Raw genomic sequence first — 24,419 nt, forward strand, 5'->3', positions numbered from 1 at the left:
ATGCGCGACCACCGCCCGTCTCATTGCCGGACTCGGTTCGGCCCGGTCATTTCGCGGGCGGCGCGTCCTTGCCCATGTGGCGGTCGAGGAAGTTGAGGATCGTCGTCCACAGATGCACGCTGATCCCCGGGCCGGCGACGCGGTGCGTCTGGCCGGGGTAGAGCATCGTTTCGAACGGCACGGCCGCGCCCTGCATCTTGGCCATCATCACGGTTGAATGTTCGAGCACGACATTGTCGTCGGCCATGCCGTGGATCAGCAACAGCGGATCGGCGATCTTGGTCGCGTCGGCGACGGTGCTGGCCTTGTCATACGCCGCCTGCACCTGACGCGGGTCGCCCATATAGCGCTCGGTATAATGGGTGTCGTAGAGTTCCCACTTGCTGACCGGTGCGCCGGAGATGCCCGCCGCGAAGGTGCCGGGGGCGGACTGGAGCATCTTGAGCGTCATATAGCCGCCGTACGACCAGCCATAGGTGGCGATGCGGCCGGCATCGACGAACTCGAGGGTCTTGAGATAGGCGGCACCGGCGAGCTGGTCCTCGACCTCGACCCCGCCCATTGCCTGAAACAGGTGATCCTCGAATGCCTTGCCGCGATTGGCTGCGCCGCGATTGTCGAGCACGAACCAGATATAGCCGCGATCGACCAGATACTGCTGCAGCGCGCCGCCCCATGCGCGGCTGACCTGCTGCGAATGCGGGCCGCCATAATGCTGGAAGAAGACGGGGTATTTTTTGCCCGACTCCAGCTTCGGCGTGATCATTTCCCACTGCAGGACGGTGCCGTCGGCGGCCTTGATCGTGCCAAACTGCTTCTGCTGATGGCTCGCGACATAGGGGGCGTAGGGATGATCCCCGGCGACCTTGTTCTCGTTCACCCAGGCGAGGCGCTTGCCGGCCGCGTCGGTGAGCATGATCTGTGCTGGCTGATCGCTCTTCGAGCGGGTGAGGATGATCTTGCTGGCGGTGCCATTCGCGCTGGCCCCGTGCCACCAACCGGGTTCGGTGATGCGGGTGACCGCGCCGGGCTTGTTGAGGTTGACGGTGTAGAGGTGGCGTTCGAGCACGCCGTCCTTGTTGCCCGTGAAGGTAATGCGGCCGCTTGCCTCGTCCACCCCGACGAGGTCGGCGACTTCCCAGTCGCCCGTGGTCAGTTGCGCCCACTTGCCCGATTTGAAGCGGTAGAGATGGCCGTGGCCGTCGCGTTCGGACCACCAGATCAGGCTGCCGTCCTTGAGCGGGCGATAGGCGTCGGACAGGTTAATCCAGCTGCGGTCGCCCGATTTTTCGCTGAACAGCACGCGCGATGCGCCGGTCGCGGGATCGACGGCGAGCATGTCGAGGACGGTCTGCGCGCGGTTCTGGCGCTGGACGAGCAGCGTCTTGCCATCGGGCGTCCAGTTGACGCGGGCGAGGTAGATGTCGGTTTCGGTGCCGAGGTCGACCTTGACCCGGCCCGAGCCATCCGGGTTCATGACATAGAGATCGACCAGCACGTTCGCGGTGCCCGCCTTGGGATAGCGCTGGTCGTAGATCTTCGTCCCCTCCGCCCCGATCGCGGCGCGGCTGACGATGCCGACCGGGCTTTCGTCAAAGCGCTGGACGGCGATGCGCGTGTCGTCGGGGGACCACCAGTAACCGGTGCGGCGGCCCATTTCTTCCTGCGCAACGAACTCGGCCTCGCCAAAATAGACATTGCCCTTGCCCTCGGTCGTCGCCTTCATTTCCTCGGCGGTTGCAAGGTCGAGGACAACGAGATTCTGGTCGCGCACGAAGCTGGCAAAGCCGCCGCGCGGGCTGATCACGGGGTTCAGCTCGCCGCCTTCGGTCGCGGTCAGGCGGCGGACATTGCCGTCGAGCGTGGCGAGATAGAGGTCGCCATCGAGTGGCACGAGGATCGACTTGCCATCGGGTGCCCAGTCATAGGCGACGATGCCCTTGCTGCCGCCGATGCGCGCGCGCTCGCGCTGCATCTTTTCCGCTTCGGACAGTTCCGCGCCGGTGCCGAGTTTCAGACTGTCCACCAGCATCCGCCATTGGCCGGTGGCGGTGTCCATCGCCCAAAGGTCGAAGCGCTGATTGTCGTCCGGGCGGTTGCGCAGGACGGTGACGAGCGTGCCGTCGGGCGACAGGCGCAGTGCGCGCGGGGTGGTGCCGGCAAGGTCGGGGCTGGCGAAGACGCGCTCGAGCGTCAGGTCGCTGCCTGCCATTTGCTGTGCCTCAACCGGCATGGCCACACCCGCCGATAACAACGCCATCGCACCCAGTGCCGCTTTCCACATCCTGCAACCCGTCCATTTTGTTCACTATCGGCCACCCTATCGGGCTTCCGGGCGGACAGGTAAAGTCTCGCGCGCAACGGGTTCGCTCAGCACATAGCGCGGTCCCGGCCCCTTCGCGGCCGCTTCGTCGCCCGGATTGTAGAGACCGCATTTCTTGAGCGACAGGCAGCCGCAGCCGATGCAGCCGTCCAGCTTGTCGCGCGTGCGCTCCAGCAGCGCGATGCGGCGGTCGATCTCGGCGCGGAAATGGCGGCTGATGCGGGTCCAGTCGACCAGCGTCGGGGTGCGGCCGTGCGGCAAGCGGTTCAGCTCGGTCGCGATCTCCTCGATCGTCAGCCCCAGTTTCTGGGCGATCAGCGCGAAGGACAGACGGCGGATGTCGGAGCGCAGAAAGCGGCGCTGATTGCCGCTGGTGCGGATCGGCGCGACCAGCCCCCGCCCCTCGTAGAAGCGGATCGCCGAGACGCTGAGCCCGGTGCGCGCCGCCAGTTCGCCGATGGTGAGCAGTTCGTTGCCGCGCATATTTTCCGTTTGACCTAAACTTATGTTGAGGTTGTAGCGGGGTTGGGCACTGACGCAAACCGCAAAGGAACCGCGATGCCCACGACCTTTATCGAACACGCCAATCTCACCGTCACCAGCCCCGCACGCACCGCGAAGCTGATCCAGCACCTGTTCGGCTGGCACATCCGCTGGCAGGGCGCGGCGCGCGACGGCGGGACGTCGATCCATGTCGGCGACGACCGCAGCTACCTCGCGCTCTACGCCCCGCCGGTCGAGGGCGAGCGGCGCTATCAGAAGGGCCAGCCGCTCAACCATGTCGGATTCGTGGTCGATGATCTGGATGGCGTCGAGGCGAAGGTCGCCGCCGCGGGACTCAAGCCGTTCGGGCATGACGATTATGAGCCGGGGCGGCGGTTCTATTTCTTCGACTTTGACGGGATCGAGTTTGAAATTGTGAGCTACGGGTAAGTCCGAAAATCCTCCCCCGCCAGGGGGAGGTGTCAGCGCAGCTGACGGAGGGGGAGGAAGGGAGGCAGCAAGAGGCTCAATCGCGAAGCCGTCCTCCCCCTCCGTCGCCTTCGGCGCCACCTCCCCCTGGCGGGGGAGGATTACGCCATTCCTCCCTTCTTCTTAGCCCTCTCCCGCTTGCGGGAGAGGGTTGGGTGAGGGTCTTCTTCTTCTGCCTTCTGCGCGGAGGGTTGGAGGGTGGAGGAAGAAAAGGAAGAAGAAGAAGACCCTCCCCTGCCCCTCCCGCACGCGGGAGGGGTTCTAGTAGGAGGAGCGGGTTTACCCCCGCGCCGCTCGCATTGCGCACAGGCTGAGCATGCGGCTAGCGATCTCGCGCTCGCCGACCACCACATCGCCTGCGCCCTTGGCTTCCAGATGCTCGACTTCGGCATCCGAATGCGCGCGGGCGACGATGGCGATGCCGGGGTTGAGCTCACGGGCCGCCTGGACGACGGCACCGCCCTCGAACCCCTCGGGGATCGCGATCAGCAGCTTGGCGGCGCGATCGACGCCGGCCGCCTTGAGCGCTTCGGGATCGACGCCGTTGCCGCGTACGACGTCGAGCCCCGCCTCCTTCGCCGCCTTGGCGATATCCGGTTGATCCTCGATCAGGATGAACGGGCGTTTGCGGGCGAGCAGGTCGCGCGCGATCAGCTTGCCGACCCGGCCATAGCCGACCAGCACGACGTGGCCGGTGCGGTCGCCGGTATCCAGCGGTGGCTCGATCGGGTCGGTCTGCTCCTGACGGCGCGGGACCAGCCAGGTGAAGATGAACGGATTGGCGAGGATGGACAGCAACGCGCCCGCCAGCACCAGATCCCGACCCTCGGCCGGCAATATCTCGAGCGAGACGCCGAGCCCGACGAGAATGAAGGAGAACTCACCGATCTGCGCCAGGCTCGCCGCCGCGGTGACCGCGATGCGATGCGTACGGCCAAGCGCACGGACAATCGCATAGGCGACGAGCGACTTGCCAACCACGATGATCAGGAAGGTCGCGATCAACGGCAATGGCTGTTCGATGATCACCGCCGGGTTGAACAGCATCCCGACCGACACGAAGAACAACACCGCGAATGCATCGCGCAACGGCAGCGTCTCTTCGGCCGCCTGACGGCTGAGCTGGGTTTCGCCGAGGATCATCCCGGCGAAGAAGGCCCCCAGCGCGAACGACACATCGAACACGACCGCCGCACCGAAGGCGACGCCGAGCGCGATCGCGAGCACGGCAAGGCGGAACAGCTCACGTGAGCCGGTATGCACGACCCAATGCAGCGCCATCGGGATCAAGCGGCGCGCGACGAGCAGCATGACGACGAGGAATCCGGTGACCTTGAACCCGATCTGGGCGAGCGGGACCAGCACCGCGCTCCACGTCATCGGCCCGTCACCCGTCATGATCTGCGCCAGCACGGGAAGCAGGACCAGCGCGAGGACCATCACCAGATCCTCGACGATCAGCCAGCCGACCGCGATCCGTCCGCGTTCGGTATCGACGATGCCGAACCCTTGCAGACCGCGCAGCAGCACCACGGTGCTCGCGACCGACAAAGCGAGGCCGAAGACGAAGCCCGCAAGCGGATCCCAGCCCAGCAGCCAGGAGAGTCCCATCCCCATCACGACGGCCGACGCGATCTGGCCGATTGCACCCGGCACCGCGATCTTGCGCACGGAGAGCAGGTCACGCAGCGAGAAGTGCAGGCCGACGCCGAACATCAACAGGATGACCCCGATCTCCGCCAGTTCGGCGGCAAGGTTGCCGTCGGCGACGAAGCCCGGCGTGAAGGGCCCGACCATGATGCCCGCAAGAAGATAGCCCGCAATCGGCGATACCTTCAGCTTGTGGGCGATCGACCCCATGATGAAGGCGATGACGAGCCCCGCGACGATCGTGGCGATAAGGGGGGTGTGGTGCATAGGCTGGCGGTCGTCCTTGTTGTGGCCCGGACCGCAGCGTGCGGCCCGGGCGATGCGGCTATCCCGTCGTCCCGCCGATCACGAGGGCAGCAGCGGCAGCACTTGCCGCGACTCCGCCCCAGACGACCGGCGCGAACCACCAGGGTGGCCGCTTTTTCTTCTGATCCATGACAAAACTCCAATGACGCCAGGATTGGCGAATTGGCGGAGGGTCAGGCGAGCGGCGGGCCACGCGGGCTGCCGTCGAGGACGGAATGCGGACGAAGGGGAAGCGGTTCCGGCGCCGCGTCGTGCGCAGCGGGAATCCATTGCGGCGCGGCCATCGGCACGACCGCCAGCGATGCCACCGCGATGTCGCTGGCGCCGGCGGCGGGGCCGTCGTCGCGGCGGACGGTATCGGCCATGATCCGGGGCGCCGGGCGGATCGGCCGGAGCGCGACGACGGTCGTCGCCGGATTGAACGCCGAGCCATAGGCGATGGTGCGCGGCGGGCCGCTGCTGAGCAGCGACGAGGCCAGTGCGACCAGGAGTGCGATCCACAACGCCGCTGCCCGGACTGGCCGGGCATCGGATGCGGATGGGATCGAGCGGACTGTCACTCGGTCAATTTAGTGTCGCGAGTCGCAGAATCAAACGGGGCGCGGAAGCTCTCGCCTCCGCGCCCCGTAGATGTCTTGCCAGCGGGCCGATTACTCGGCGGCGGTGGTCGCCTTGGCCGGACGCGGGTCGCGGCGCTCGGCGATACGCGCCGACTTGCCGGTGCGGCCACGCAGATAATAGAGCTTCGCACGACGCACGACGCCGCGACGGACGACTTCGATGCTGTCGATGTTCGGCGAATAGAGCGGGAAGACGCGCTCGACGCCCTCACCGAACGAAATCTTGCGAACGGTGAAGTTGCTGCCCATGCCCTTGTTGGCGCGGGCGATGCAGACGCCTTCATAGTTCTGAACGCGGGTGCGCTCGCCTTCGACGACCTTCACGCCGACGCGCAGCGTGTCGCCGGGGCGGAATTCGGGGATCGTCTTTTCGGCCAGGAACTTCGCAACGTTCTCGGCTTCGATCTGCTGAAGCAGGTTCATGGATCTTCATCCTTCTGTTGCCGCGCGCCAGAGGGAGACTGGACCCGAGCGCCCTCATGGCGCTCCCAAAGATCCGGCCTCCTTAGCCGTGTATCGGTCTCGGCCTGTTGCTTTCGCCAGGCCGCGATCCGCGCATGATCCCCCGATCGCAGCACTTGCGGGATCATCCGCCCTTCCCATTCGACGGGTCGGGTAAATTGCGGATATTCGAGGAGGCCGCTTTCGAAGCTTTCCTCGACTCCGCTGGAAGGCGCGCCCATTACGCCGGGAAGCAGCCGAATGCAAGCGTCGAGCAGGACCAGCGCGCCCATCTCGCCGCCCGACAGGACATAGTCGCCGATCGACACCTGTTCGATCGCGCGTGCGTCGAACAATCGCTCGTCAAACCCCTCGAACCGGCCGCACAGGATCGACACGCCGGGACCGGCGGCGAGCGCGCGGACCCGGTCCTGCGTCAGCGGCGCGCCGCGCGGGGTCATCGCCAACATCGGGCGGTCATAGCCTACACTGTCACAGGCGGCGGCGAGGATGTCGGGCTTGAGCACCATCCCCGCCCCGCCCCCCGCCGGGGTGTCGTCAACGGTGCGGTGCTTGTCGGTCGCGAAGTCGCGGATCTGGACGGTGTCGAGAATCCATTTCCCATCGTTCAACGCGCGCCCGGCGATGGATGCGCCGAGCGGGCCGGGAAACATGTCCGGGTAGAGGGTCAGGACGGTGGTGGCGAAGGTCATCGGGTCCAGTTTTCCACTTTGAGACCCGGCACATCGGCGAAGTCACGTTCGTTATTGGTCACCAGCAGCAAGCCGCGTGAGCGGGCGTGTGCTGCGATCAGCCGGTCGAAGCTGCGGCGCCGCACGCCAACCTGTCTGACGATATCCGCATAGTCCTCAGCAGCAGCGGCATCGAAATCGAGCAAGGTGAGTGAGTGGATCAGCAGATCGAGCCGGCGGGCATCGGTTGGGTCCGCCCCCGCTGCCTTCGCTCCGACCCGCAATTCGGCCAGCGTCACCGCCGAGATCGCGATGCCGCCCTCAAACGCCTCGCCCAGCCGGTCGCGCAGCCGATCGCTTCGGGCTTTCGCGAAGTCGATACAGGCATTGGTGTCGAGCATGATCATGCGGCGCGGTCCGGGGCCGAACCGCTCCAGTCGCGCTCCTCCTGCTCGGTGTCGCCGCGCCCATCAGCCATGAACCCGTCGGAGAAGGCGCCGTACAGGCTGAGGAATACGCGCTTGGCCGAACCGCTTGGCCAGAAGGAGAAGCTGCCATCGGCATGCGGGACGATCGTGACCTCGTCGCCATCGCTCAGCCCGAGCGCCTTGGGCAGGCGCAGCGCGACCGAATTGCCCGATTTGAACGTGCGGGTTTTGAACTCGTCACCCATATGCGCCTCCGTATAGTCCGAATGTATATACATTCGCGTCATTGGCTTCAAGGAACGAACCCGCCCCCGCCGCGCTATGGCGGTCATGGAAGACTGTATCATCATCGGCGCTGGGCCGGCCGGACTGACGGCGGCGATCTATCTGGCGCGCTATCACCTGTCGATCCGGATGTTCGATTGCGGGTCGAGCCGGGCGGCGCTGATCCCGCGGACGCACAATCATGCCGGCTATCCCGAGGGGATCGAGGGGGTCGAGTTGTTGCGGCGGATGCTGGCGCAGGCGGAGATGTACGGCGCAGTGCGCGAGCCGGCCAAGGTGACGCGGGTCGAACCGGTCGCGGACGGCTTTATCGTCCATGCAGGCGAGCGGCGGGTTGCGACACGCTCGGTGTTGCTGGCGACCGGGGTGGTCAATCACCGGCCCGAGGGGCTGGCGGATGCCGTGCATGATCCGGCGCTGGCACGCGGGCTGCTGCGCTATTGCCCGGTGTGCGATGGCTATGAGGTGACCGACAAGCGTGTGGGCGTGATCGGGACCGGCGATCATGGGATGCGCGAGGCGCTGTTCCTGCGCGGCTTTACCCGCGACGTGACGCTGATCGCGCCGGATGTGGAGCATCGGCTGGACGATGCTTGCACCACCAAGCTGGAGGAGGCCGGGATTGCGCGGGTGGATGGGCCCTGCGGTGGTTATGCGATCGAGGGGGATCGGATGGCCGTGGACACCGCGCATGGTCGGATGGCGTTCGACAGCATCTACCCGGCGCTGGGGTCGCGCATTCGATCCGATTTGGCGGTTGCGGCGGGCGCGGCGGCGACCGACGAGGGGTGCCTTGAGGTGGACGACCACCAGCGCACCAGCATCCCCGGCCTGTTCGCGGCGGGCGATGTGGTGAAGGGGCTGGACCAGATCAGCAACGCGATGGGTCAGGCCGGGGTCGCGTCGACGACGATCCGGAATATGCTCAGCGAGCAGCGGGCGATTTGGCGGTAGGGCGGTGCGATCCAAACCCTCGTCGCCCCGGGCTTGACCCGGGGCTGGGCTTCTTTCTCGACGTGACAGAGGCAGCCCAGCCCCGGCTCAAGGCCGGGGCGACGGTGGGGTTAGTTTGGCCTCGGGAAGAACCGCAGCGCCTGGATCGTCGGCGGGTTGGTGGGGGCGAGAAGTATCTGGCCGTCGAGCTTGCCCTTGGCGCAGTTCCAGCGGAAATAGGTCGACAGATTGCCAGTCGGGTCGAGCGGCTCGGCGGTGGGACAATCGCCCAGCACGCCCTTGATCCGCGCAAACTCCACCCGCCAGTGGGCGGCGTCGCGGTCCATCAGGAAGTTCATGGCGAGCTTGCCGTCGAGCGGCCTGAGGTCGCCTGCGGCATAGGCGGCGCGGGTGGCGTCGTGCATCTGGGTTAGTAGCGGATTGAGCGGGGTCACGCGGGGTTCCGCCGCCCCTGCCCGCGCCAGTGACCAGAGCGACTGCCAGACCGGCACGGCGGGCGCGGTGTAGGTCTTGTTGGCGAAGGCGAAGGCGGCGACGCCGCGCTCCGGCACCAACACGACATAGCTGCCATAGCCGGGATAGCCGCCGCCATGCTCCAGCGCGACGCCGAGGTCGCAGTCGCTGGTGATGCGCATGCCCATGCCATAGGCGGTGCCGTGGCGGCAGGTGTCGCTGTCCGGCGCGCCGCGACGCGGGCCGACGCGAACGAAGTTGAGGCCCTGTACCATCTCCCGCACCGTCGCGCGCTTGACCGGGCCGATTTCGGCGCCGTCGCGCGGGGGCCAGGCCGACAGCAGGAAGCCGACCCATTTGGCATAGTCATTGGCGGTGGTGATCATGCCGCCCATCGCCCCGAATGCGCCGTCGCGCATTTCCGGCTCAGCCACCCACTTCTCATCCTCCCAGCGATAGCCAAGCGCGAACTTGTCGCGCGGCACCTGTGCGATGTCATAGGTGGTCGCAGCCATGCCGAGCGGCTGGAGGATCGTCCGCCCGATATAGCGTTGGTAGGGCTGGCCCGAAGCGTTGGTGATGATCCGGCCGAGCAGCGCATAGCCATAGTTGGAATATTCGTGCGCCATGCCGCCGGTGCGGCTCCACGGCACGCCCTGCACGATCATCGCGCTGAACTGCGCCTCGCTCAAAACCTGTTGCCGGTCGCCCCAGGGATCATCGGTGACCATGCCGCCGACATGGGCGAGCAGGTCGCGGATGCGGATGCGCGGGCTGTCGCTGGTCGGGTATTTCCAGCCGCGCATTTCGGGGATGTGCTTTTCCGCAAGGTCGTCGAGGACCAGCCTGCCCTCGTCGCGCAGCCGAAGGATTGCGAGCGCGGTGAACGCCTTGCTCATCGACGCGATGCGGAAGCGGGTGTCGAGCGTGACCGGCGCGCCGCCGGGGGTTTGGGTACCGACCATCGCGGAGAGCGCGGGCTTGCCGTCCTTGATGACGATATAGACCATACCGAGGGTCGGGTTTGCCTGCCGGTAGCGGGCGAAATGGTCGCCGATTTCGGTGACCTGCGCGGGCGGAATTTGCCCCGCAGCGGTCTGCGCGAGGGCGGGCAGCGGGGCGAGCGCAAGGGCGGCGGCGAGGTGCAGCTTCATGGTCGCCAAGCAATCAGAGATTGGCGGCGATGGGAAGCCTAATCCGGTGCGGACCCGGTGCGCAGCGCCAAGGCCCAGTCGTCGCGCCCTTCCCGCTCCGCCTTGGCGGCGGCGGTGGCGTGGTCATAGGCGATGGCGCGCAACTCGACCTGCATGCCGCGAACCAGCGCGTAGCGGGCGCGCGGGTCGCCGGTCTGGGCGACATGGGGAAAGGGCAGATCTTCGCGATAGGCCTGAAGGCCGACGCTTCCGGGATTGGCGGCGGTGCGGCCATCGCCGAGCGTGCGGACGCCGGGGAGATGCGAGTGGCCGCACAAGGTGAGCATAGCGGGATCATCGCCCAGCCGCGCGGCGATTTCGGCATCAGTGGCAGCGCGCAGGCCGGTGGGCTCGACGGTTTCGAGCAGCTGTTCGACATCGCTGCGGACGGTGCCGTGGACCAGGCGGATGCCGTCGAGGCCAAGTGTCGCGGGCTGTGCGGCAAGCCAGTCCAGCTGCGCATCATCGAGCGCGGCGCGGGCGAAGCGGTCGGAGGCGTTCATGCGCTCGGGCGCGTCGGTGAGCAGCTGGCGCTCGTGATTGCCCGCGATCGTCGACCAGTCGAGGCGCATCAGCAGCGTGGCGGTTTCGGATGGCCAGAGCGGGCCGGACAGGCTGTCACCGAGATTGACGAACCGCTTCGCGCCCACTGCCTGCGCGTCAGCGATGACCGCTTCGAGCGCGGGGAGATTGCCGTGGATGTCGGACAGGACGGCGAGCATGCCGCCTGCGCTCACTCGGCCCAGCCGTCGGCGATGGTCAGCGTGGTGTCGTCCCAGACGGGCACCGCTTCGGGACGCATCGGGACCATGAAGCGCTTGGCGTCAGGTCTCTCGATCTCGATCACATCGCCGGCGCCGAAATTCTCGATTCCAACCAAAGTGCCGATGGCGTCGCCGCTTTCGGAGACGGCGCTCAGGCCAAGCAGGTCTGCGTGGTAGTATTCGCCCTCACCCAGCGGCGGGAGTTCGTCGCGGGTGACGGTGAGTTCGGTGCCGCGCAGCGCCTCGGCGGCGTTGCGGTCGGCGACTTCGGCAAAGCGTGCGATCGCGCCATTATTGCCGGGGCGCACCGATTTGAGCGTCAGCGCGCCGCCGTTGAAGCGGCGGTGCGCGGACAGGTCTTCGGCGAAGACCTTGAGGCGGACCTCCCCCGTCACGCCGTGCGCGCCGATAATGACCGCGAGCGTGACGGGGGTGTCCTTAGCCAAGGATCAGCCCTCGGCCTTTTCTTCGCCAGCGTCGGCAGCCGGAGCTTCCTCGGTGGTCGCTTCTTCAGCAGCAGGCGCTTCTTCAGCGGCGGGCTCTTCGGCCGGCGCAGCGGCGGCGGCTTCAGCAGCGGCCTTGGCTTCGGCGGCGGCTTCCTCGGCGGCCTTCAGCTTCTCGGCCTTCTCCTCGGCGCGCTCGACGGCCTTCTCGCCCGGCTTGCCCTTGTTCGGATTGCTCTTGGCAGCGCGTTCCTTGACGCCAGCGACGTCGAGGAAACGGGCGACGCGGTCGGTCGGCTGCGCGCCAACGCTCAGCCAGTGCTTCGCGCGATCGGCGTCGAGGACGATGCGCTTCTCGTCGTCCTTGGCGAGCAGCGGGTTGTAGGTGCCGATCTTCTCGATGAACTTGCCGTCACGCGGGCTACGCGCATCGGCAACGATGATGCGGTAATAAGGGCGCTTCTTCGAACCGCCACGCGACAGACGCATGCTGAGAGCCATTTAATTTTCCTTCTGTAAATTCAAAGCGTTGAAACGATTACTTCTTCTTGTTCAAAAACTTGGCGAGTTCAGGCGGAATGTCGCCGCCACCGCCGGGAAGACCCGGAAGCCCGCCACCGGGACCGCCGAGCTTGCCCATCATTTCGCCCATGCCCGGGCCACCCAGCGCATTGCCAAGGCCACCCATGCCGCCCTTGCCGAGCATGCCCAGCATCCCCTTGAGGCCGCCCATCTTCTTGAGCCGCTTCATCGCGCTGGACATTTCCTGGTGCATCTTGAGCAGCTTGTTCACGTCCTGAACGGTCGTGCCCGAACCCTTGGCGATGCGGATCTTGCGCTTGGCGTTGATCAGCTCGGGCTTGGCGCGCTCCTTGACGGTCATCGAGGTGATGATCGCGTCCATGCGCAGCAGGATCTTGTCGCCGCCGGCCTGTTCGACCGCGCCCTGCGCCTTCTTCATGCCGGGGATCATGCCGGCGAGCGCGCCAAGGCCGCCCATGCGGCGCATCTGGGCAAGCTGGCCGCGCAGGTCGTTCATGTCGAACTGACCCTTGGCGAGGCGCGACGCCATTTTCTCGGCGTCTTCCTGCTCGATCGCCTGCGCGGCCTTTTCGACCAGGCTGACGACGTCGCCCATGCCGAGAATACGGCCCGCGACGCGCGAGGGGTGGAAGGGTTCGATCTGGTCGAGCTTTTCGCCGATGCCGGCGAACTTGATCGGCTTGCCGGTGACGGCGCGCATCGACAGCGCCGCGCCGCCGCGGGCATCGCCGTCCATGCGGGTCAGCACCACGCCGGTCAGCGGCACCTGATCGCTGAAATTCTGTGCGACGTTGACCGCGTCCTGACCGGTCAGCGAGTCGACGACGAGCAGAATTTCCTGCGGGGTCGAGATGTCGGCGACCGCCTTCATCTCGTCCATCAGCTGCTGGTCGACGTGCAGGCGGCCCGCGGTGTCGAGCATCAGCACGTCGAAGCCCTGCAGCTTCGCGGCCTGCATCGCGCGGCGGGCGATGTCGACGGGCTGCTGGCCGACCATGATCGGGAGGGTCGTGACCTCGATCTGCGTGCCGAGGACGGCGAGCTGTTCCTGAGCGGCCGGGCGATTGACGTCGAGCGACGCCATCATCACCTTCTTGCCCTGCTTCTTCAGGAGCTTGGACAGCTTGGCGGTGGTGGTGGTCTTACCCGAGCCCTGCAGGCCGACCATCATCACGACGGCGGGCGGGGTAACGTCGAGGTGCAGCTCGGCCGTGTCCGGCCCGAGCATCGCGACCAGCGCGTCGTTGACGATCTTGACGACCTGCTGCCCCGGCGTGACCGAGCGCAGCACCTTTTCGCCGACCGCCTGTTCGGTCACGGTCTCGACGAACTGGCGCGCGACCGGGAGCGCGACGTCAGCCTCGAGCAGCGCGATTCGCACTTCGCGCATCGCGGTCCGCACATCGGCTTCGGTCAGCGCGCCACGGCCCTTGAGACGGTCGAATACGCCGCCAAGCCGTTCGCTCAGACTGTCAAACACTCGCTTCTCCCATTGCCCTCACGTCCGAAACGCATAAAACGCCGGCGGACGAAACCTCGTCAGCCAGCGTTGCCCGATGGGCATATGTCGTCGCGTTCATGAGAACGGTCGGAGGCGCGCTTAGCCGCAATAACAGATAAGTGCAACTGCCCCCGGCTTTAACCCCTTCTACACGGTCCGCATGGGATATCTGCCGTTCGTATGAAGGGGAGCAATTCCGGCATGTCGCTGGACAACGACGACGATCAGCCTGAGCGCAACGGAGCCGGATCCGACCTGATCACCGGGGCGATCAGCGTCGCCGCGATCCTGATGTTCGTCGGGACCGGCAGTTCGGTGCTGTCCAAGACGCTGCGCCATTATCTGGAGGGCGCGGCCCCGGCGGATCGTACGTTGGTGATCGCGCTGCTGCTCAACGTCGCGCTGATCCTGTTCGGGTGGCGGCGCCATCAGGGCCTGAGCAACGAGGTGCGCATCCGCACGGCGGCGGAGGAGCGCGCACAGATGCTCGCCAGCCGTGATCCGCTGACCGGATTCCTCAACCGCCGCAGCCTGGCCGAGGAAGGCGCGGCGATGTTCGTGCGCGGGCAGAAGCGGCGCAAGGCGATGGCGATGCTGATCATCGACCTCGACCATTTCAAGACGATCAACGACATGCACGGCCATGCGGTCGGCGACGCGCTGCTGCGTGCTGCGGCCAGCGAGATTGCCGCCGCGATGCCGCCGATCGCGCTGACCGCGCGGCTGGGTGGCGACGAATTTGCCTGCGCCTTCCTGTTCGATCCGCAACAGCCCGATGTGATCGAGCGGATTGCCGAAAAGCTGGTCGCGCAGATGTCACAGCCGTTCGAGGCCGAGGGGCTGCGGCTGCATGTAAGCTGTTCGGTCGGCATCGCGCGGTCGGACTTTGACTGCCAGTCGGTGGATTCGCTGATGCGATCGGCGGACATCGCGATGTATGTCGCCAAGAAATCGGGCCGCAACCGCTATGCCTGGTTCGACCATTCGATGGAGCGCGAGCTACAGACGCGCAACGAGCTTGAGAACGGTCTGCGCACCGCGATCCCGCGTGGCGAGATCGTCCCCTATTTCGAACAGCAGATCGATCTGCAGACCGGAAAGTTGATCGGGTTCGAGGTGCTTGCGCGCTGGGAACACCCGACTCGCGGCCTGATCAGCCCCGAACTATTCATCCCGATCGCCGAGGAAACCGGCCTGATCTCCGACATGTCGATCGCGTTGATGCATCACGCCTTCAACGCCGCGCGCGATTGGGACAGTTCGCTGACCCTGTCGGTGAACATCTCGCCGGTGCAGCTGCGCGATGCGTGGCTGGCGCAGAAGATCATCAAGGTGCTGACTGAGACGCGCTTCCCCGCGAGCCGGCTGGAGGTGGAAATCACCGAAAGCTCGCTGTTCGACAATCTCTCGCTCGCCCAGTCGATCGTCGGGAGTTTAAAAAATCAGGGCGTGCGGCTTGCGCTCGATGACTTCGGGACCGGCTATTCGTCGCTGGCGCATTTGCGCGCGTTGCCGTTCGACCGGATCAAGATCGACAAGAGTTTCGTCATCTCATTGAACGAGAGCGCGGATTCGGCGGCGATCGTCAATGCGATCGTGTCGCTGGGCGAGAGCCTCAATCTGCCGATCACCGCCGAGGGCGTCGAGGACGAGGCGATCGCCGCGCGGCTGAAGGCGCTGGGCTGTGCCAAGGCGCAGGGCTGGCATTATGGCAAGCCGCTGTCGGTCAGTGGCGCCCGCCGCCTGCTCGCGGAGCGGCGGATGCTGGTGCAGGCGCCACCGGTGCCGACGATCGAGAGCGAGCTGCCGATCGAACGTCCGGGCCGGATGACAGGTTAAGCCCTACCACCCAGCATCCGGGCGCTTCAGATATTCCAGCTCCTCGGGCGTCGACTCGCGGCCCAGCGCTTCGTTGCGGCTGGGGAAGCGGCCGAATTGTTCGATCACTACGGCGTGCTCCATCGCGAAGCGGAGATTTTCCGGGCGGCCAAGCGCGGTGAATTTCTCGAGGCACATCCGCTGCGCCTCGACATTTTCGGCGTGCATTAGCGGCATGTAGAGGAACGTCGCGCGCTCCGGCGCCAACTCGCGGTCCCAGTCCTTGCCGATCGCCTCCAGCGTCAGCGCGAGCGCCAGCGGGTCGGCGGCGAACGCCTCTGGCGTACCGCGATGGATGTTGCGGCTGAACTGGTCGAGCAGGATGACGGCGGCAAGCAGCGTGTCGGCGTCGTCGCGCCACCCCGCCGCGCCGCCCGCGAGTACCATATTGCGGACATCGCCGAAGCGGCGCGCAATCTCCGCATCGACCGCGTCGTCCTTCGCGAATTGCTGCTGCGGCTTCAGTTCGTCGAACCAATAGTCCAGCACCGCTTTCGCGCATGCATGGACTTCAACCCCGTGCGTCTCTAGATCGCCTGCCATGTCGTCCTCCATTGCCGCACCAGAGGTAATCAGCCTCGGCTGTCGGCTCAACCTTGCCGAAAGCGAAACGATCCGCGCGCTGTTGGGGTCCAGCGACGTGGTGGTCGTCAACAGCTGCGCCGTGACCAACGAAGCCGTGCGCCAGACGCGCCAGGCGATCCGCCGTGCGCGGCGGGCGTGGCCCTCGGCGCAGCTGGTGGTGACCGGCTGCGCGGCGCAGATCGACCCGGCATCGTTCGGGGCGATGCCAGAGGTGGACCGGGTGATCGGCAATGCCGAAAAGCTGGTCCCCGCATCATGGGCGCGCGATGACGCTGCGCTGGTGCAGGACATCATGGCGGTGCGCCAGACCGCGCCGCATCTCGCCGCGAGCTTCTCCGCGCATGTCCGCGCCTTTGTCGAGGTGCAGAACGGGTGCGACCATCGCTGCACCTTCTGTGCGATCCCGTTCGGGCGCGGCAACAGCCGGTCGGTGCCGGCGGGCGCGGTGATCGATCGGGTGCAGGCGCTGGTTGCAGCGGGGCATCGTGAGATCGTGCTGACCGGGGTCGATCTGACCAGCTACGGCCCCGATCTGCCCGGCGCGCCGACTTTGGGGCAGCTGGTCGAACGGGTGCTGGCGCATACGGCGGTCGAGCGGTTGCGGCTGTCGTCGCTCGACGGGATCGAGATCGACGACCGGCTGTTCGCGCTGCTGACGCAGGAAGCGCGGGTGTTGCCACATGTGCATCTGTCGTTGCAGGCCGGCGACGACATGGTGCTCAAGCGGATGAAGCGGCGGCATTCGCGTGGCGACTCGGTGGCCTTGGTCGAGCGGCTGAAGGCGGCACGGCCGGAAATCGCGATCGGCGCCGACCTGATCGCCGGGTTTCCGACCGAGGACGAGGCGATGGCCGGGAATACGCTGGCGCTGATCGACGATTGCGACATCGTGCATGCGCACATCTTTCCCTATAGCCCGCGTGAGGGCACGCCGGCGGCGCGGATGCCGCAGGTTGCGCCGGGTGTTGCCAAGGCACGCGCGGCGGCACTGCGCGAGCGGGCGGCGACGCGACGGGCGGACTGGCTGCGCGACATGGTCGGGACGACCCAGCGGGTGCTGATCGAGCGGCCGGGCGACCGCGGCCATGCAGAGAATTTCGCGGAGGTCATGCTTCCGCAGAGTGACATTGGATCGATTCAACAGGTGAAGATCACGGACGTGCAGAACGGCAAACTGATCGGAGTGCCCGCATGAGCGGCCCCAGCTGGCGCGAGCGGTTGCTCGGCGGGTTCAAGAAGACGTCGGACCGGCTGGTCGGCAACCTTGCCGGGCTTGGCACCGGGCGGCTGGATGAGGCGACGCTCGACGAGATCGAGGAGGCGCTGATCGCGTCGGACCTGGGCCCGGCAACGGCGGCGCGGATTCGCGAGCGGTTGGCGGATGAACAGGTCGAGCGCGGGATGGAGGAGCTGGGCATCCGGCTGGTCGTCGCCGACGAGATCGAGAAGGTGCTCACCAAGGTCGCCAAGCCGCTGATCACCGACAAGGCGCGGCCGCAGGTGATGCTGGTGATCGGCGTCAACGGATCGGGCAAGACGACGACCATCGCCAAGCTCGCCGCGATCCTGAAGGATCAGGGGCTGAAGGTGATGGTCGCGGCGGGCGACACGTTCCGCGCGGCCGCGATCGGCCAGCTGCGCACCTGGGCCGAGCGGATCGGCGTACCGATCGTCGCGGGGGCCGAGGGCGGCGATGCTGCAGGGGTCGCGCATGAGGCGCTGCGCCGCGCGACCGCCGAGGGGATCGACCTGCTGATCGTCGACACCGCCGGCCGCTTGCAGAACAAGCGCGAGCTGATGGACGAGCTGGCGAAGATCCGCCGCGTGCTGGGCAAGCTCGATCCCGACGCGCCGCACGATGTGCTGCTGGTGCTCGATGCGACCACCGGCCAGAATGCGCTCAACCAGATCGCGGTGTTTCAGGAAGTCGCCGGCGTCACCGGCATGGTGATGACCAAGCTGGACGGCACGGCGCGCGGCGGCGTGCTGGTCGCGGCAGCGGAGAAATACGGCCTGCCGATCCACGCGATCGGCGTCGGCGAGAAAGTCGACGATTTGCGCGGATTCGACCCGCGCGAAGTGTCGCGGATCATCGCCGGGGTGGAGGCGTTGACCAAGGGCTGAGCGCCCCGCGTCCAGTTTTCTTCGACAAGCCCGGCGCCATTTGTAGAGTGAGTGCATGACCGAATCCACGACGTCCCAAAATCTGGGCAAGCCCGCCCCTACCCCCGGCCTGCGCATGCTGATCGATTTCGGTCCGCTGGCGGTGTTCTTTGCGGTCAACAGCTTCATGGGCGGGCCGCAGCTGACCCGGATGCTTGCGGCGACGGCGGCGTTCATGGTCGCAATCTTCCTCGCAATGGGTCTGTCGCTGTGGAAGACCAAGCATATCTCGCCGATGCTGTGGATTTCCGGACTACTGGTGCTGGTGTTCGGCGGCCTGACCCTGTGGTTCCACGACGAGACCTTCATCAAGGTCAAGCCGACGCTGGTTTATGCGATGTTCGCGATCGTCCTCACCTACGGCCTGATCGCCAACAAGCCGCTGCTGCAGACGCTGCTCGAAAGCGCCTATCCGGGGCTGACCGCGCGCGGGTGGAAGCTGCTGACGATCAACTGGGCGGTGTTCTTCGCAGTGATGGCGGTGCTGAACGAGATCATCTGGCGCACGCAGAGCTGGGACTTCTGGGTCGCGTTCAAGCTGTGGGGCGTGGTGCCGCTGACGCTGTTGTTCGCGATCGGCAATGTGCCGTTGCTGCTGCGCCATGGGCTGAAGACCGACGGCGAGATCGTCGACAAGGCATTGCCGCCGGAGCAATGATCCTATCGTCGCCCCGGACTTGATCCGGGGCCGGGCTGCCTTTCCCGAACGCTCGAAAGTAGAAGCCTTGTCCCGGGTCAAGCCCGGGACGACGAAAGAAGATATCCCAGAACGCAAAACGGGCCGGAGTTTCCCCCGGCCCGCTTCTTCAATCGATGATCGGTTCGATCAGCCGGCCTGGTCGGCGCGGCTGACGCCTTCGCCGTCGAGGTTGGCGGCGACGAAGTCCCAGTCGATGATCTTGGTGATCGCTTCGAGATAGCCCGGACGCGCGTTGCGGTAATCGATGTAGTAGGCATGCTCCCACACGTCGATCGTCAGCAGCGGCTTGTAGTCATAGACGACGGGCGTGTCGGCGTCGTGGAGCGAGGTCACCTTGATCTCGTCGCCGTCGAGCACCAGCCAGCCCCAGCCGTTCGAGAAATGCGCGGTGGATTCGGCGATCAGCTGCTTGACCAGCTCTTCCTTCGAACCGAACTTCGCTTCGATCAGCTCGGCGAGCTTGCCGGTCGGCTCCTTGGTTTCCGGCGTCAGGCCGAACCAGTAGAAGCTGTGGTTCCAGATCTGCGCGCTGTTGTTGAACAGGCCCTTGTCGCCGGTTTCCTTGGCGTGGCGGATCACCTCGACCAGCGACTTGCCTTCAAGGCCCTTGTCCGCGACGAAACCGTTGGTCTTGTCGACATAGGCCTTGTGATGCTTGCCATAGTGGAAATCGAGCGTCTCGGCCGAGATCGTCGGGGCGAGCGCGTCCTTGGCATAGGGGAGCGTGGGAAGTTCGAACGCCATGGGATTACCCTCCGTTTTTTTGGTTCGCGACCGCCTAACGCATGACGCCCACGAATGCCGCACAAATTTTTCTGCGGATGGGATCGAGTGGAGCGATCAGGAAACAAAATCCTCCCCGGAACGGGGAGGTGGCAGCGCGCAGCGCTGACGGAGGGGGCCCAAGGCACCGGAAACCCTTGCCTCGGGCCCCCTCCACCACGCCCTGCGGGCGCGGTTCCCCTCCCCGTTCCGGGGAGGATCTTTACCCGCCCGCGTTGAGCAGGTCGTGGCGCTTGAGCGCGTGGCGGAGCTGGTCGTAGCTGAGGCCCAGCGCGTCGGCGGTGGCGCGCTGGTTGTAGCGGTTTTCGGACAGGGCGCGGCTGAGCAGTTCGCGTTCGAAGCGGTTGACGCGACTCTTGAAGTCGCCGGACAGATCGTCCTCGCGGCGCGGTAGTGGGCCGGGTTCCTCGGTGGTCAGCTGGACCGGCGCGGCGTTGCCGGGGATGCCGTGCGGCATCGGGCGCGGGCGATAGGGCGACGCGAAGGGGTCGACCTGGATCTCGTCCACCGGACCCGACCGGTCCCAGCGATAGACCGAGCGCTCGACCACGTTGCGCAATTCGCGGACGTTGCCGGGCCAGTCGTGATTGGTGAGCCCGTCGAGCGCCGTCGGCCCGAACCCCTCCCAATCGCGCCCCAGCTCCGCCGCCATGCGCCGACCGAAAAACTCGGCGAGCACCAGCACGTCGCCGGCGCGCGCCCGCAACGGGGGCAGCGTCACCACCTCAAAGCTCAGCCGGTCGAGCAAATCGGCGCGGAACGTGCCGCGCTCGACGCGTTCGGGCAGATGTTCGTTGGTTGCCGCGACAATGCGGACATCGACGCGCATCGGGCGCGACGCGCCGATCCGGGTGATCTCGCCATATTCGACCGCGCGCAGCAGCCGGTCCTGCGCCGCCATGCTGAGCGTGCCGAGTTCGTCGAGGAACAGGGTGCCGCCATCGGCCTCCTCGAACCGGCCTGCCCGCCCCTTGGTCGCGCCGGTGAACGATCCGGCCTCATGCCCGAACAATTCCGCTTCGATCAGCGTCTCGGGCAAGGCCGCGCAGTTCATCACGACGAGCGGCTGGTCCCAGCGCGGGGACAGGCGGTGGAGACGCTCGGCGACCAGTTCCTTGCCGGTCCCACGCTCGCCGATCACCAGCACCGGACGGTCGAGCGCCGCCGCGCGCGAGGCGTGCTCAAGCGCATCGAGAAAGGCCCCTGACTGGCCAACGACATGGGTGGTCCGCTCCATGCGCGAAGTCTTGGGATATTTTCCCAACCTTTGGCAAGAGTAGAGTTTACCGATCGCGCGCCAGCGTCAGAAAATGGCGGAAATCTGCGGAAAAATCGAATTGGCACGCCCCGTGCAAAGTTCCTGGCAAGCCGCGAAGGGCGGCGAACGAAACGACGAAAACGAGGGACGGAAACAATGTACAAGGGCAACAACAGCTTTCGCACGACGATCGCGGCGCTGGTCTGCACCCTGGTCGTGAGCACCACCAGCCTGGCAACCGTGGTCGGCCCCGCCGTCACGGCGACCGACGGTGTCACGGTTTCCGCCCCAGCCATCGCGTAAGCGATCCCGCCGGGCGGGCACCCCCTAGCCCGCCCGGCGGCACGAGTTTCCAAGGAGTTAAGTTCAGATGGGCATTTTCTCTCGCACCCGCGACATCATCGCCGCCAACTTCACCGACTTGCTCGACAAGGCGGAAGACCCGGCGAAGATGATCCGCATGATCATCCTCGAAATGGAGGAGACGCTGGTTGAGGTGCGCGCCAGCGCGGCCCGCACCATCGCCGACCAGAAGGAAATGCGTCGCCACATCGCCAAGCTGGAAAATCTCCAGATGAGCTGGACCGAAAAGGCCGAGCTGGCGCTGAGCAAGGACCGCGAGGACCTGGCCAAGGCGGCACTGGTCGAGCGCCAGAAGGCGTATGACATGTGCGATCAGCTGAGCGCGGAGATCGCGGTACTCGACGATGCGCTGCGCGCGTCGGAAGAGGATATCGCCAAGCTGCAGACCAAGCTGCGCGACGCGCGTGCCCGCCAGAATGCGATCATGACCCGCCTGGAAAGCGCAAACAACCGCGTCAAGCTGCGCGAGATGACGCACGGATCGAAGGTCAGCGACGCATTCAGCCGCTTCGACCTGCTCGAGCGCCGCGTCGATTTCGCCGAGGGCCGCGCCGATGCGCTCAACCTGGGAGCGCCGAAGAAGACGCTGGAGGAGGAAATCTCCGAACTCCAGTCGGCCGAGAAGGTCGATGCCGAACTGGCCGCGCTCAAGGCGCGCCTGAACAAGGGGAATTAAGCCATGGAAGAGATCCTGGTCCCGATCGGCGTCGTCGGCATGCTCTTCATCGGCATGCCCTGGATCATCCTCCACTATGTGACCAAGTGGAAGCAGGCGAAGTCGCTGACCGGCGAGGACGAAAGCCTGCTCGACGAGCTGCACTATACGGCGCGTCGCCTGGAGGATCGCCTGCACACCATCGAGCGGATCATCGCCGCCGATAATCCCGAGTTCCGCCTGCGCAGCAATGATACGCCGCCGGCCCGCGAACTCCCCGACTATGAACGCGCACGGAGGAACTGAGATGTCTGTCAGCCGCACGCAACTGTATCGCGACAAGGTCAATGGCAAGTGGCTCGGGATCTGTGAAGGTCTCGGCGAATATACCGGGGTCGACCCGTTGTGGATCCGCCTGGGCTTCCTGATCCTGTTCTTTGCAACCTTTCCGCTGATGTTCTTCGTTTATATCGGCCTTGCAATGGTCGTCTCGCAGAAGCCGATCGGCCTCTACGAAACCAAGGAAGACGCGAAATTCTGGCAGGGCGTGCGGGCCAATCCGCGCCGCTCGACCCAGGAAGTCCGCTCCAAGCTGCGCGACATCGATCGCCGCATGGCCGACATCGAGACCTTCTACACGAGCCGCAACACGCAGCTCGCCGACGAGATCGAGCGCCTCCGCTAAGACCGGGGGGCTCAACAGGAGGGAAAAGTTATGAGTTGGGGTGGACCGGGCTTCGTCATCGCCATCATCGCGATCACGACCTTTGGCTGGCTCGCTTCGACCTGGATCCGCGCAAAGCACGGATACCCGATCGAAAACGAATGGATGGGGACGACCACCAAGGAAAATCCTCAGGCGGATCGCAAGATCGAGCTGCTGACGAACGAGAATGCGCGGCTGACCGGGCAAGTTAGCCGGCTGGAAGAGCGGATCGCGGTGCTCGAACGCATCGCCACCGACCCCGCCGAGCGGACCGCCCGCGAAATCGACGGCCTGCGCTGAGAAGGACGAAAGAGATGGAAAAGCTGCACTTCTTCACCGCACTGGCCCCCACGATCGCAATCGTCGGCGTGGCCGGGATGATCGGGTGGATGTTCACCACCTGGCTCCGCATCAAGAATGGCTACCCGCTCGACGGGGCTTGGGGCCAGGCGGTGTATCCGCAAAAGAATGACGAGATGGTCGAGCGGATCAAGCTGATCAGCCAGGAAAATGCCCAGCTCCGTGCGGAACTGAGTTCGGTCAAGGACCGGCTGGCCAATGTAGAGCGGATCGTGACCGACAGCAGCCACGCACTCGATCGCGAGATCGAAGCGCTGCGGGTCAGCAAGAATTAAGGGGCCGGACGATGGAAAAAGCGCCTTTCGTAATCGCCTTCTTCTTCATCGTTGTGGGCATCCCGGTGATCCTGGGCGTCGGCGGCGAGATGTTCAAACGCTGGCTGAAGCACAAGGAAAAGATGGCCGAAGTGCTCACCGCCCAGACCGCCGAACGCGCCGCGCAATATGCGGCGCACACCGAACGGCTGGAGCAGCGGGTGCGGGTGCTGGAGCGGATCGTCACCGACAAGGGTGCCGATCTGGCGGACGAGATTGAACGGCTGCGCGACGACCGGCCGGTGAACTGAACGAATTTTGTAAGGGAGTATCTACCATGTTGATCGGATTGTTCGCGGTGCTGGGCGTCATTGGCGCGATCGGCGTCACGATGGCCGAGATGCGCGACCGGCCCGTCCGCCGCGCCGAGCGGCTGGCACGCGAAGCCGCCGCCCAGCCGGCCGAATAAGCCCTCAGGGCTGACACTAGATCATACGAACAGGAGACAGGTGATGGATTGGGCGTTCATGGTGGTGATGATCGTAGCGATCGTAACCGTCGGCAACATCGTCCGCGCCAAGATGGGCATCCAGAAGGATGGCCGCGGCAACGACTATGTCGCCAACGATCCCGCGGTGAGCGCCGAAGCCCGCCGCCTGGAGCAGGAAGTGCGCACGCTGAAGGACCGCATCGCGGTGCTCGAGCGGGTGATCACCGACAATCATTCGACCGTCAGCCTCGACCGCGAGATCGAGAAGCTGCGCGACGGTCGGAACTGAATTCTGACGCAACTGAAGTCCGGCGGGAACCGGAGGAGGATGTGATGACCGACCCCAATTTCTACATGGCCATTGCGCTGGCGACCCTCGCGGGGCTGGGCATGGTGACCGGAGCGGGCCTGGCCGGATGGCGCGGCTGGCTGGCACTCAAGCGGCAGGAACTGTCGCTGGTCCATCAGGGCGACACCGCCCACGCCACGCCGACCAATGCCGGCGCGCGGATCGAGATTGCGGACCTCAAGGAGCGTATCCGGAAGCTCGAAGCGATCGCCGCGGGCGTGGATTTGTGATTTTGCGCGGTGCCGGCCCGCTCCCCCACCCGGCCACCCAACGACAGTGTATTCTATGGGTGGCCGGGTGGGGGAGC

The 24,419-nt window shown here is 65.8% G+C and carries 32 protein-coding genes; 16 read left to right on the forward strand and 16 right to left on the reverse strand.

Going from position 1 to position 24,419, the window contains the following annotated elements; translation table 11 throughout:
* Positions 1–46: 46 nt before the first annotated feature.
* Together VGN66_RS18570 and soxR are read right to left on the reverse strand one after the other, a co-directional pair.
* Positions 47–2,284 carry a S9 family peptidase gene (locus VGN66_RS18570; RefSeq protein ID WP_414713222.1) on the reverse strand — a complete coding sequence of 746 codons (2,238 nt, stop codon included), beginning with the start codon at positions 2,282–2,284 and terminating at the stop codon, positions 47–49.
* Positions 2,285–2,320: 36 nt separating this feature from the next.
* A complete protein-coding gene (soxR, locus tag VGN66_RS18575) occupies positions 2,321–2,806 on the reverse strand; it encodes a redox-sensitive transcriptional activator SoxR (protein ID WP_327520252.1) in 486 nt (161 codons plus the stop codon).
* Between the two features lie 75 nt (positions 2,807–2,881).
* Between soxR and VGN66_RS18580 the strand changes: the two genes are divergently transcribed.
* Positions 2,882–3,256, forward strand: a complete 375-nt coding sequence (locus VGN66_RS18580; RefSeq protein ID WP_327520253.1) for a VOC family protein — start codon at positions 2,882–2,884, stop codon at positions 3,254–3,256.
* Positions 3,257–3,574: 318 nt separating this feature from the next.
* Here VGN66_RS18580 and ybaL read toward each other — a convergent pair whose 3' ends face one another.
* From ybaL to VGN66_RS18610, 6 genes are all read right to left on the reverse strand, one after another.
* Positions 3,575–5,212, reverse strand: a complete 1,638-nt coding sequence (gene ybaL / locus VGN66_RS18585; protein WP_327520254.1) for a YbaL family putative K(+) efflux transporter — start codon at positions 5,210–5,212, stop codon at positions 3,575–3,577.
* Positions 5,213–5,424: 212 nt separating this feature from the next.
* Positions 5,425–5,754, reverse strand: a complete 330-nt coding sequence (locus VGN66_RS18590; RefSeq protein ID WP_327520255.1) for a hypothetical protein — start codon at positions 5,752–5,754, stop codon at positions 5,425–5,427.
* 147 nt (positions 5,755–5,901) lie between these two features.
* Positions 5,902–6,294: a 50S ribosomal protein L19 gene (gene rplS / locus VGN66_RS18595; protein ID WP_224920742.1), complete on the reverse strand. Its 393-nt coding sequence runs from the start codon at positions 6,292–6,294 to the stop codon at positions 5,902–5,904.
* Positions 6,291–7,025: a tRNA (guanosine(37)-N1)-methyltransferase TrmD gene (gene trmD, locus VGN66_RS18600; protein WP_327520256.1), complete on the reverse strand. Its 735-nt coding sequence runs from the start codon at positions 7,023–7,025 to the stop codon at positions 6,291–6,293. Before trmD ends, rplS begins: the two co-directional genes overlap by 4 nt.
* Positions 7,022–7,411: a type II toxin-antitoxin system VapC family toxin gene (locus tag VGN66_RS18605; RefSeq protein ID WP_327520257.1), complete on the reverse strand. Its 390-nt coding sequence runs from the start codon at positions 7,409–7,411 to the stop codon at positions 7,022–7,024. Before VGN66_RS18605 ends, trmD begins: the two co-directional genes overlap by 4 nt.
* Entirely contained in the window at positions 7,408–7,710 is a 303-nt protein-coding gene (locus tag VGN66_RS18610) for an antitoxin (RefSeq protein ID WP_414713223.1), read from the reverse strand. The genes VGN66_RS18605 and VGN66_RS18610 overlap by 4 nt, the downstream gene beginning before the upstream one ends.
* A 52-nt stretch (positions 7,711–7,762) precedes the next feature.
* On the opposite strand from VGN66_RS18610, the gene VGN66_RS18615 reads away from it, so the two are divergent.
* Positions 7,763–8,671 carry an NAD(P)/FAD-dependent oxidoreductase gene (locus VGN66_RS18615; protein ID WP_327520307.1) on the forward strand — a complete coding sequence of 303 codons (909 nt, stop codon included), beginning with the start codon at positions 7,763–7,765 and terminating at the stop codon, positions 8,669–8,671.
* A gap of 110 nt (positions 8,672–8,781) precedes the next feature.
* On the opposite strand, the gene VGN66_RS18620 is transcribed toward VGN66_RS18615, so the two are convergent.
* Genes VGN66_RS18620 through ffh form a run of 5 tightly spaced genes read right to left on the reverse strand, consistent with a single transcriptional unit; the run spans position 8,782 to position 13,547 of the window.
* Complete coding sequence (locus tag VGN66_RS18620; protein ID WP_327520258.1) at positions 8,782–10,278, reverse strand: serine hydrolase domain-containing protein; 1,497 nt, start codon at positions 10,276–10,278, stop codon at positions 8,782–8,784.
* A 38-nt stretch (positions 10,279–10,316) separates the two neighbouring features.
* The gene (locus tag VGN66_RS18625; protein WP_327520259.1) at positions 10,317–11,054 is read right to left on the reverse strand and encodes a metallophosphoesterase family protein; all 738 of its coding nucleotides are present in this window, start codon (positions 11,052–11,054) and stop codon (positions 10,317–10,319) included.
* Complete coding sequence (gene rimM, locus VGN66_RS18630) at positions 11,051–11,527, reverse strand: ribosome maturation factor RimM (protein ID WP_327520260.1); 477 nt, start codon at positions 11,525–11,527, stop codon at positions 11,051–11,053. The genes VGN66_RS18625 and rimM overlap by 4 nt, the downstream gene beginning before the upstream one ends.
* A gap of 3 nt (positions 11,528–11,530) precedes the next feature.
* The gene (gene rpsP, locus VGN66_RS18635; RefSeq protein WP_327520261.1) at positions 11,531–12,025 is read right to left on the reverse strand and encodes a 30S ribosomal protein S16; all 495 of its coding nucleotides are present in this window, start codon (positions 12,023–12,025) and stop codon (positions 11,531–11,533) included.
* A 37-nt stretch (positions 12,026–12,062) separates the two neighbouring features.
* Positions 12,063–13,547 carry a signal recognition particle protein gene (ffh, locus tag VGN66_RS18640; protein WP_327520262.1) on the reverse strand — a complete coding sequence of 495 codons (1,485 nt, stop codon included), beginning with the start codon at positions 13,545–13,547 and terminating at the stop codon, positions 12,063–12,065.
* A gap of 222 nt (positions 13,548–13,769) precedes the next feature.
* Here ffh and VGN66_RS18645 point away from each other — a divergent pair, with 222 nt between their 5' ends.
* Positions 13,770–15,407, forward strand: coding sequence for a putative bifunctional diguanylate cyclase/phosphodiesterase (locus tag VGN66_RS18645; protein ID WP_327520263.1), 1,638 nt, complete (start codon positions 13,770–13,772; stop codon positions 15,405–15,407).
* Positions 15,408–15,410: 3 nt separating this feature from the next.
* Here VGN66_RS18645 and VGN66_RS18650 read toward each other — a convergent pair whose 3' ends face one another.
* The gene (locus VGN66_RS18650; RefSeq protein ID WP_327520264.1) at positions 15,411–15,989 is read right to left on the reverse strand and encodes a DUF924 family protein; all 579 of its coding nucleotides are present in this window, start codon (positions 15,987–15,989) and stop codon (positions 15,411–15,413) included.
* Here VGN66_RS18650 and mtaB point away from each other — a divergent pair.
* Genes mtaB through VGN66_RS18665 form a run of 3 tightly spaced genes read left to right on the forward strand, consistent with a single transcriptional unit; the run spans position 15,988 to position 18,852 of the window.
* The gene (gene mtaB, locus VGN66_RS18655; protein ID WP_414713224.1) at positions 15,988–17,226 is read left to right on the forward strand and encodes a tRNA (N(6)-L-threonylcarbamoyladenosine(37)-C(2))-methylthiotransferase MtaB; all 1,239 of its coding nucleotides are present in this window, start codon (positions 15,988–15,990) and stop codon (positions 17,224–17,226) included. The genes VGN66_RS18650 and mtaB overlap by 2 nt on opposite strands.
* Positions 17,223–18,155: a signal recognition particle-docking protein FtsY gene (gene ftsY / locus VGN66_RS18660; RefSeq protein ID WP_224920730.1), complete on the forward strand. Its 933-nt coding sequence runs from the start codon at positions 17,223–17,225 to the stop codon at positions 18,153–18,155. Before mtaB ends, ftsY begins: the two co-directional genes overlap by 4 nt.
* Before the next feature lie 55 nt (positions 18,156–18,210).
* Entirely contained in the window at positions 18,211–18,852 is a 642-nt protein-coding gene (locus tag VGN66_RS18665) for a septation protein A (protein ID WP_327520265.1), read from the forward strand.
* A 168-nt stretch (positions 18,853–19,020) separates the two neighbouring features.
* Here VGN66_RS18665 and VGN66_RS18670 read toward each other — a convergent pair whose 3' ends face one another.
* Together VGN66_RS18670 and pspF are read right to left on the reverse strand one after the other, a co-directional pair.
* On the reverse strand, positions 19,021–19,638 hold the full coding sequence (locus VGN66_RS18670) for a superoxide dismutase (protein WP_327520266.1): 618 nt from the start codon (positions 19,636–19,638) through the stop codon (positions 19,021–19,023).
* Positions 19,639–19,879: 241 nt separating this feature from the next.
* Positions 19,880–20,914: a phage shock protein operon transcriptional activator gene (gene pspF / locus VGN66_RS18675; RefSeq protein ID WP_224920727.1), complete on the reverse strand. Its 1,035-nt coding sequence runs from the start codon at positions 20,912–20,914 to the stop codon at positions 19,880–19,882.
* 177 nt (positions 20,915–21,091) lie between these two features.
* Here pspF and VGN66_RS18680 point away from each other — a divergent pair, with 177 nt between their 5' ends.
* The 10 genes from VGN66_RS18680 (at position 21,092) to VGN66_RS18725 (ending at position 24,342) form a co-directional block, all read left to right on the forward strand.
* Positions 21,092–21,238 carry a hypothetical protein gene (locus tag VGN66_RS18680; RefSeq protein ID WP_224920726.1) on the forward strand — a complete coding sequence of 49 codons (147 nt, stop codon included), beginning with the start codon at positions 21,092–21,094 and terminating at the stop codon, positions 21,236–21,238.
* Between the two features lie 67 nt (positions 21,239–21,305).
* Positions 21,306–21,974 (forward strand): phage shock protein PspA, encoded by a 669-nt coding sequence (gene pspA / locus VGN66_RS18685; protein ID WP_224920725.1) that lies wholly within the window; start codon positions 21,306–21,308, stop codon positions 21,972–21,974.
* Between the two features lie 3 nt (positions 21,975–21,977).
* Positions 21,978–22,259, forward strand: a complete 282-nt coding sequence (pspB, locus tag VGN66_RS18690) for an envelope stress response membrane protein PspB (protein WP_327520267.1) — start codon at positions 21,978–21,980, stop codon at positions 22,257–22,259.
* Position 22,260: 1 nt separating this feature from the next.
* Complete coding sequence (gene pspC, locus VGN66_RS18695; protein WP_327520268.1) at positions 22,261–22,638, forward strand: envelope stress response membrane protein PspC; 378 nt, start codon at positions 22,261–22,263, stop codon at positions 22,636–22,638.
* A gap of 30 nt (positions 22,639–22,668) precedes the next feature.
* Positions 22,669–22,959, forward strand: a complete 291-nt coding sequence (locus VGN66_RS18700) for a hypothetical protein (RefSeq protein ID WP_327520269.1) — start codon at positions 22,669–22,671, stop codon at positions 22,957–22,959.
* Positions 22,960–23,036: 77 nt separating this feature from the next.
* A complete protein-coding gene (locus VGN66_RS18705) occupies positions 23,037–23,294 on the forward strand; it encodes a hypothetical protein (RefSeq protein ID WP_327520309.1) in 258 nt (85 codons plus the stop codon).
* An 89-nt stretch (positions 23,295–23,383) separates the two neighbouring features.
* Positions 23,384–23,584, forward strand: a complete 201-nt coding sequence (locus VGN66_RS18710) for a hypothetical protein (RefSeq protein WP_414713230.1) — start codon at positions 23,384–23,386, stop codon at positions 23,582–23,584.
* 26 nt (positions 23,585–23,610) lie between these two features.
* Positions 23,611–23,742, forward strand: a complete 132-nt coding sequence (locus VGN66_RS18715; RefSeq protein ID WP_327520271.1) for a hypothetical protein — start codon at positions 23,611–23,613, stop codon at positions 23,740–23,742.
* Between the two features lie 43 nt (positions 23,743–23,785).
* Positions 23,786–24,052 (forward strand): hypothetical protein, encoded by a 267-nt coding sequence (locus VGN66_RS18720; protein ID WP_224920720.1) that lies wholly within the window; start codon positions 23,786–23,788, stop codon positions 24,050–24,052.
* A gap of 44 nt (positions 24,053–24,096) precedes the next feature.
* Positions 24,097–24,342, forward strand: a complete 246-nt coding sequence (locus VGN66_RS18725) for a hypothetical protein (protein WP_327520272.1) — start codon at positions 24,097–24,099, stop codon at positions 24,340–24,342.
* Positions 24,343–24,419: the final 77 nt, after the last annotated feature.

This window comes from Sphingomonas sp. (assembly GCF_035998645.1).
Lineage (GTDB): Bacteria > Pseudomonadota > Alphaproteobacteria > Sphingomonadales > Sphingomonadaceae > Sphingomonas.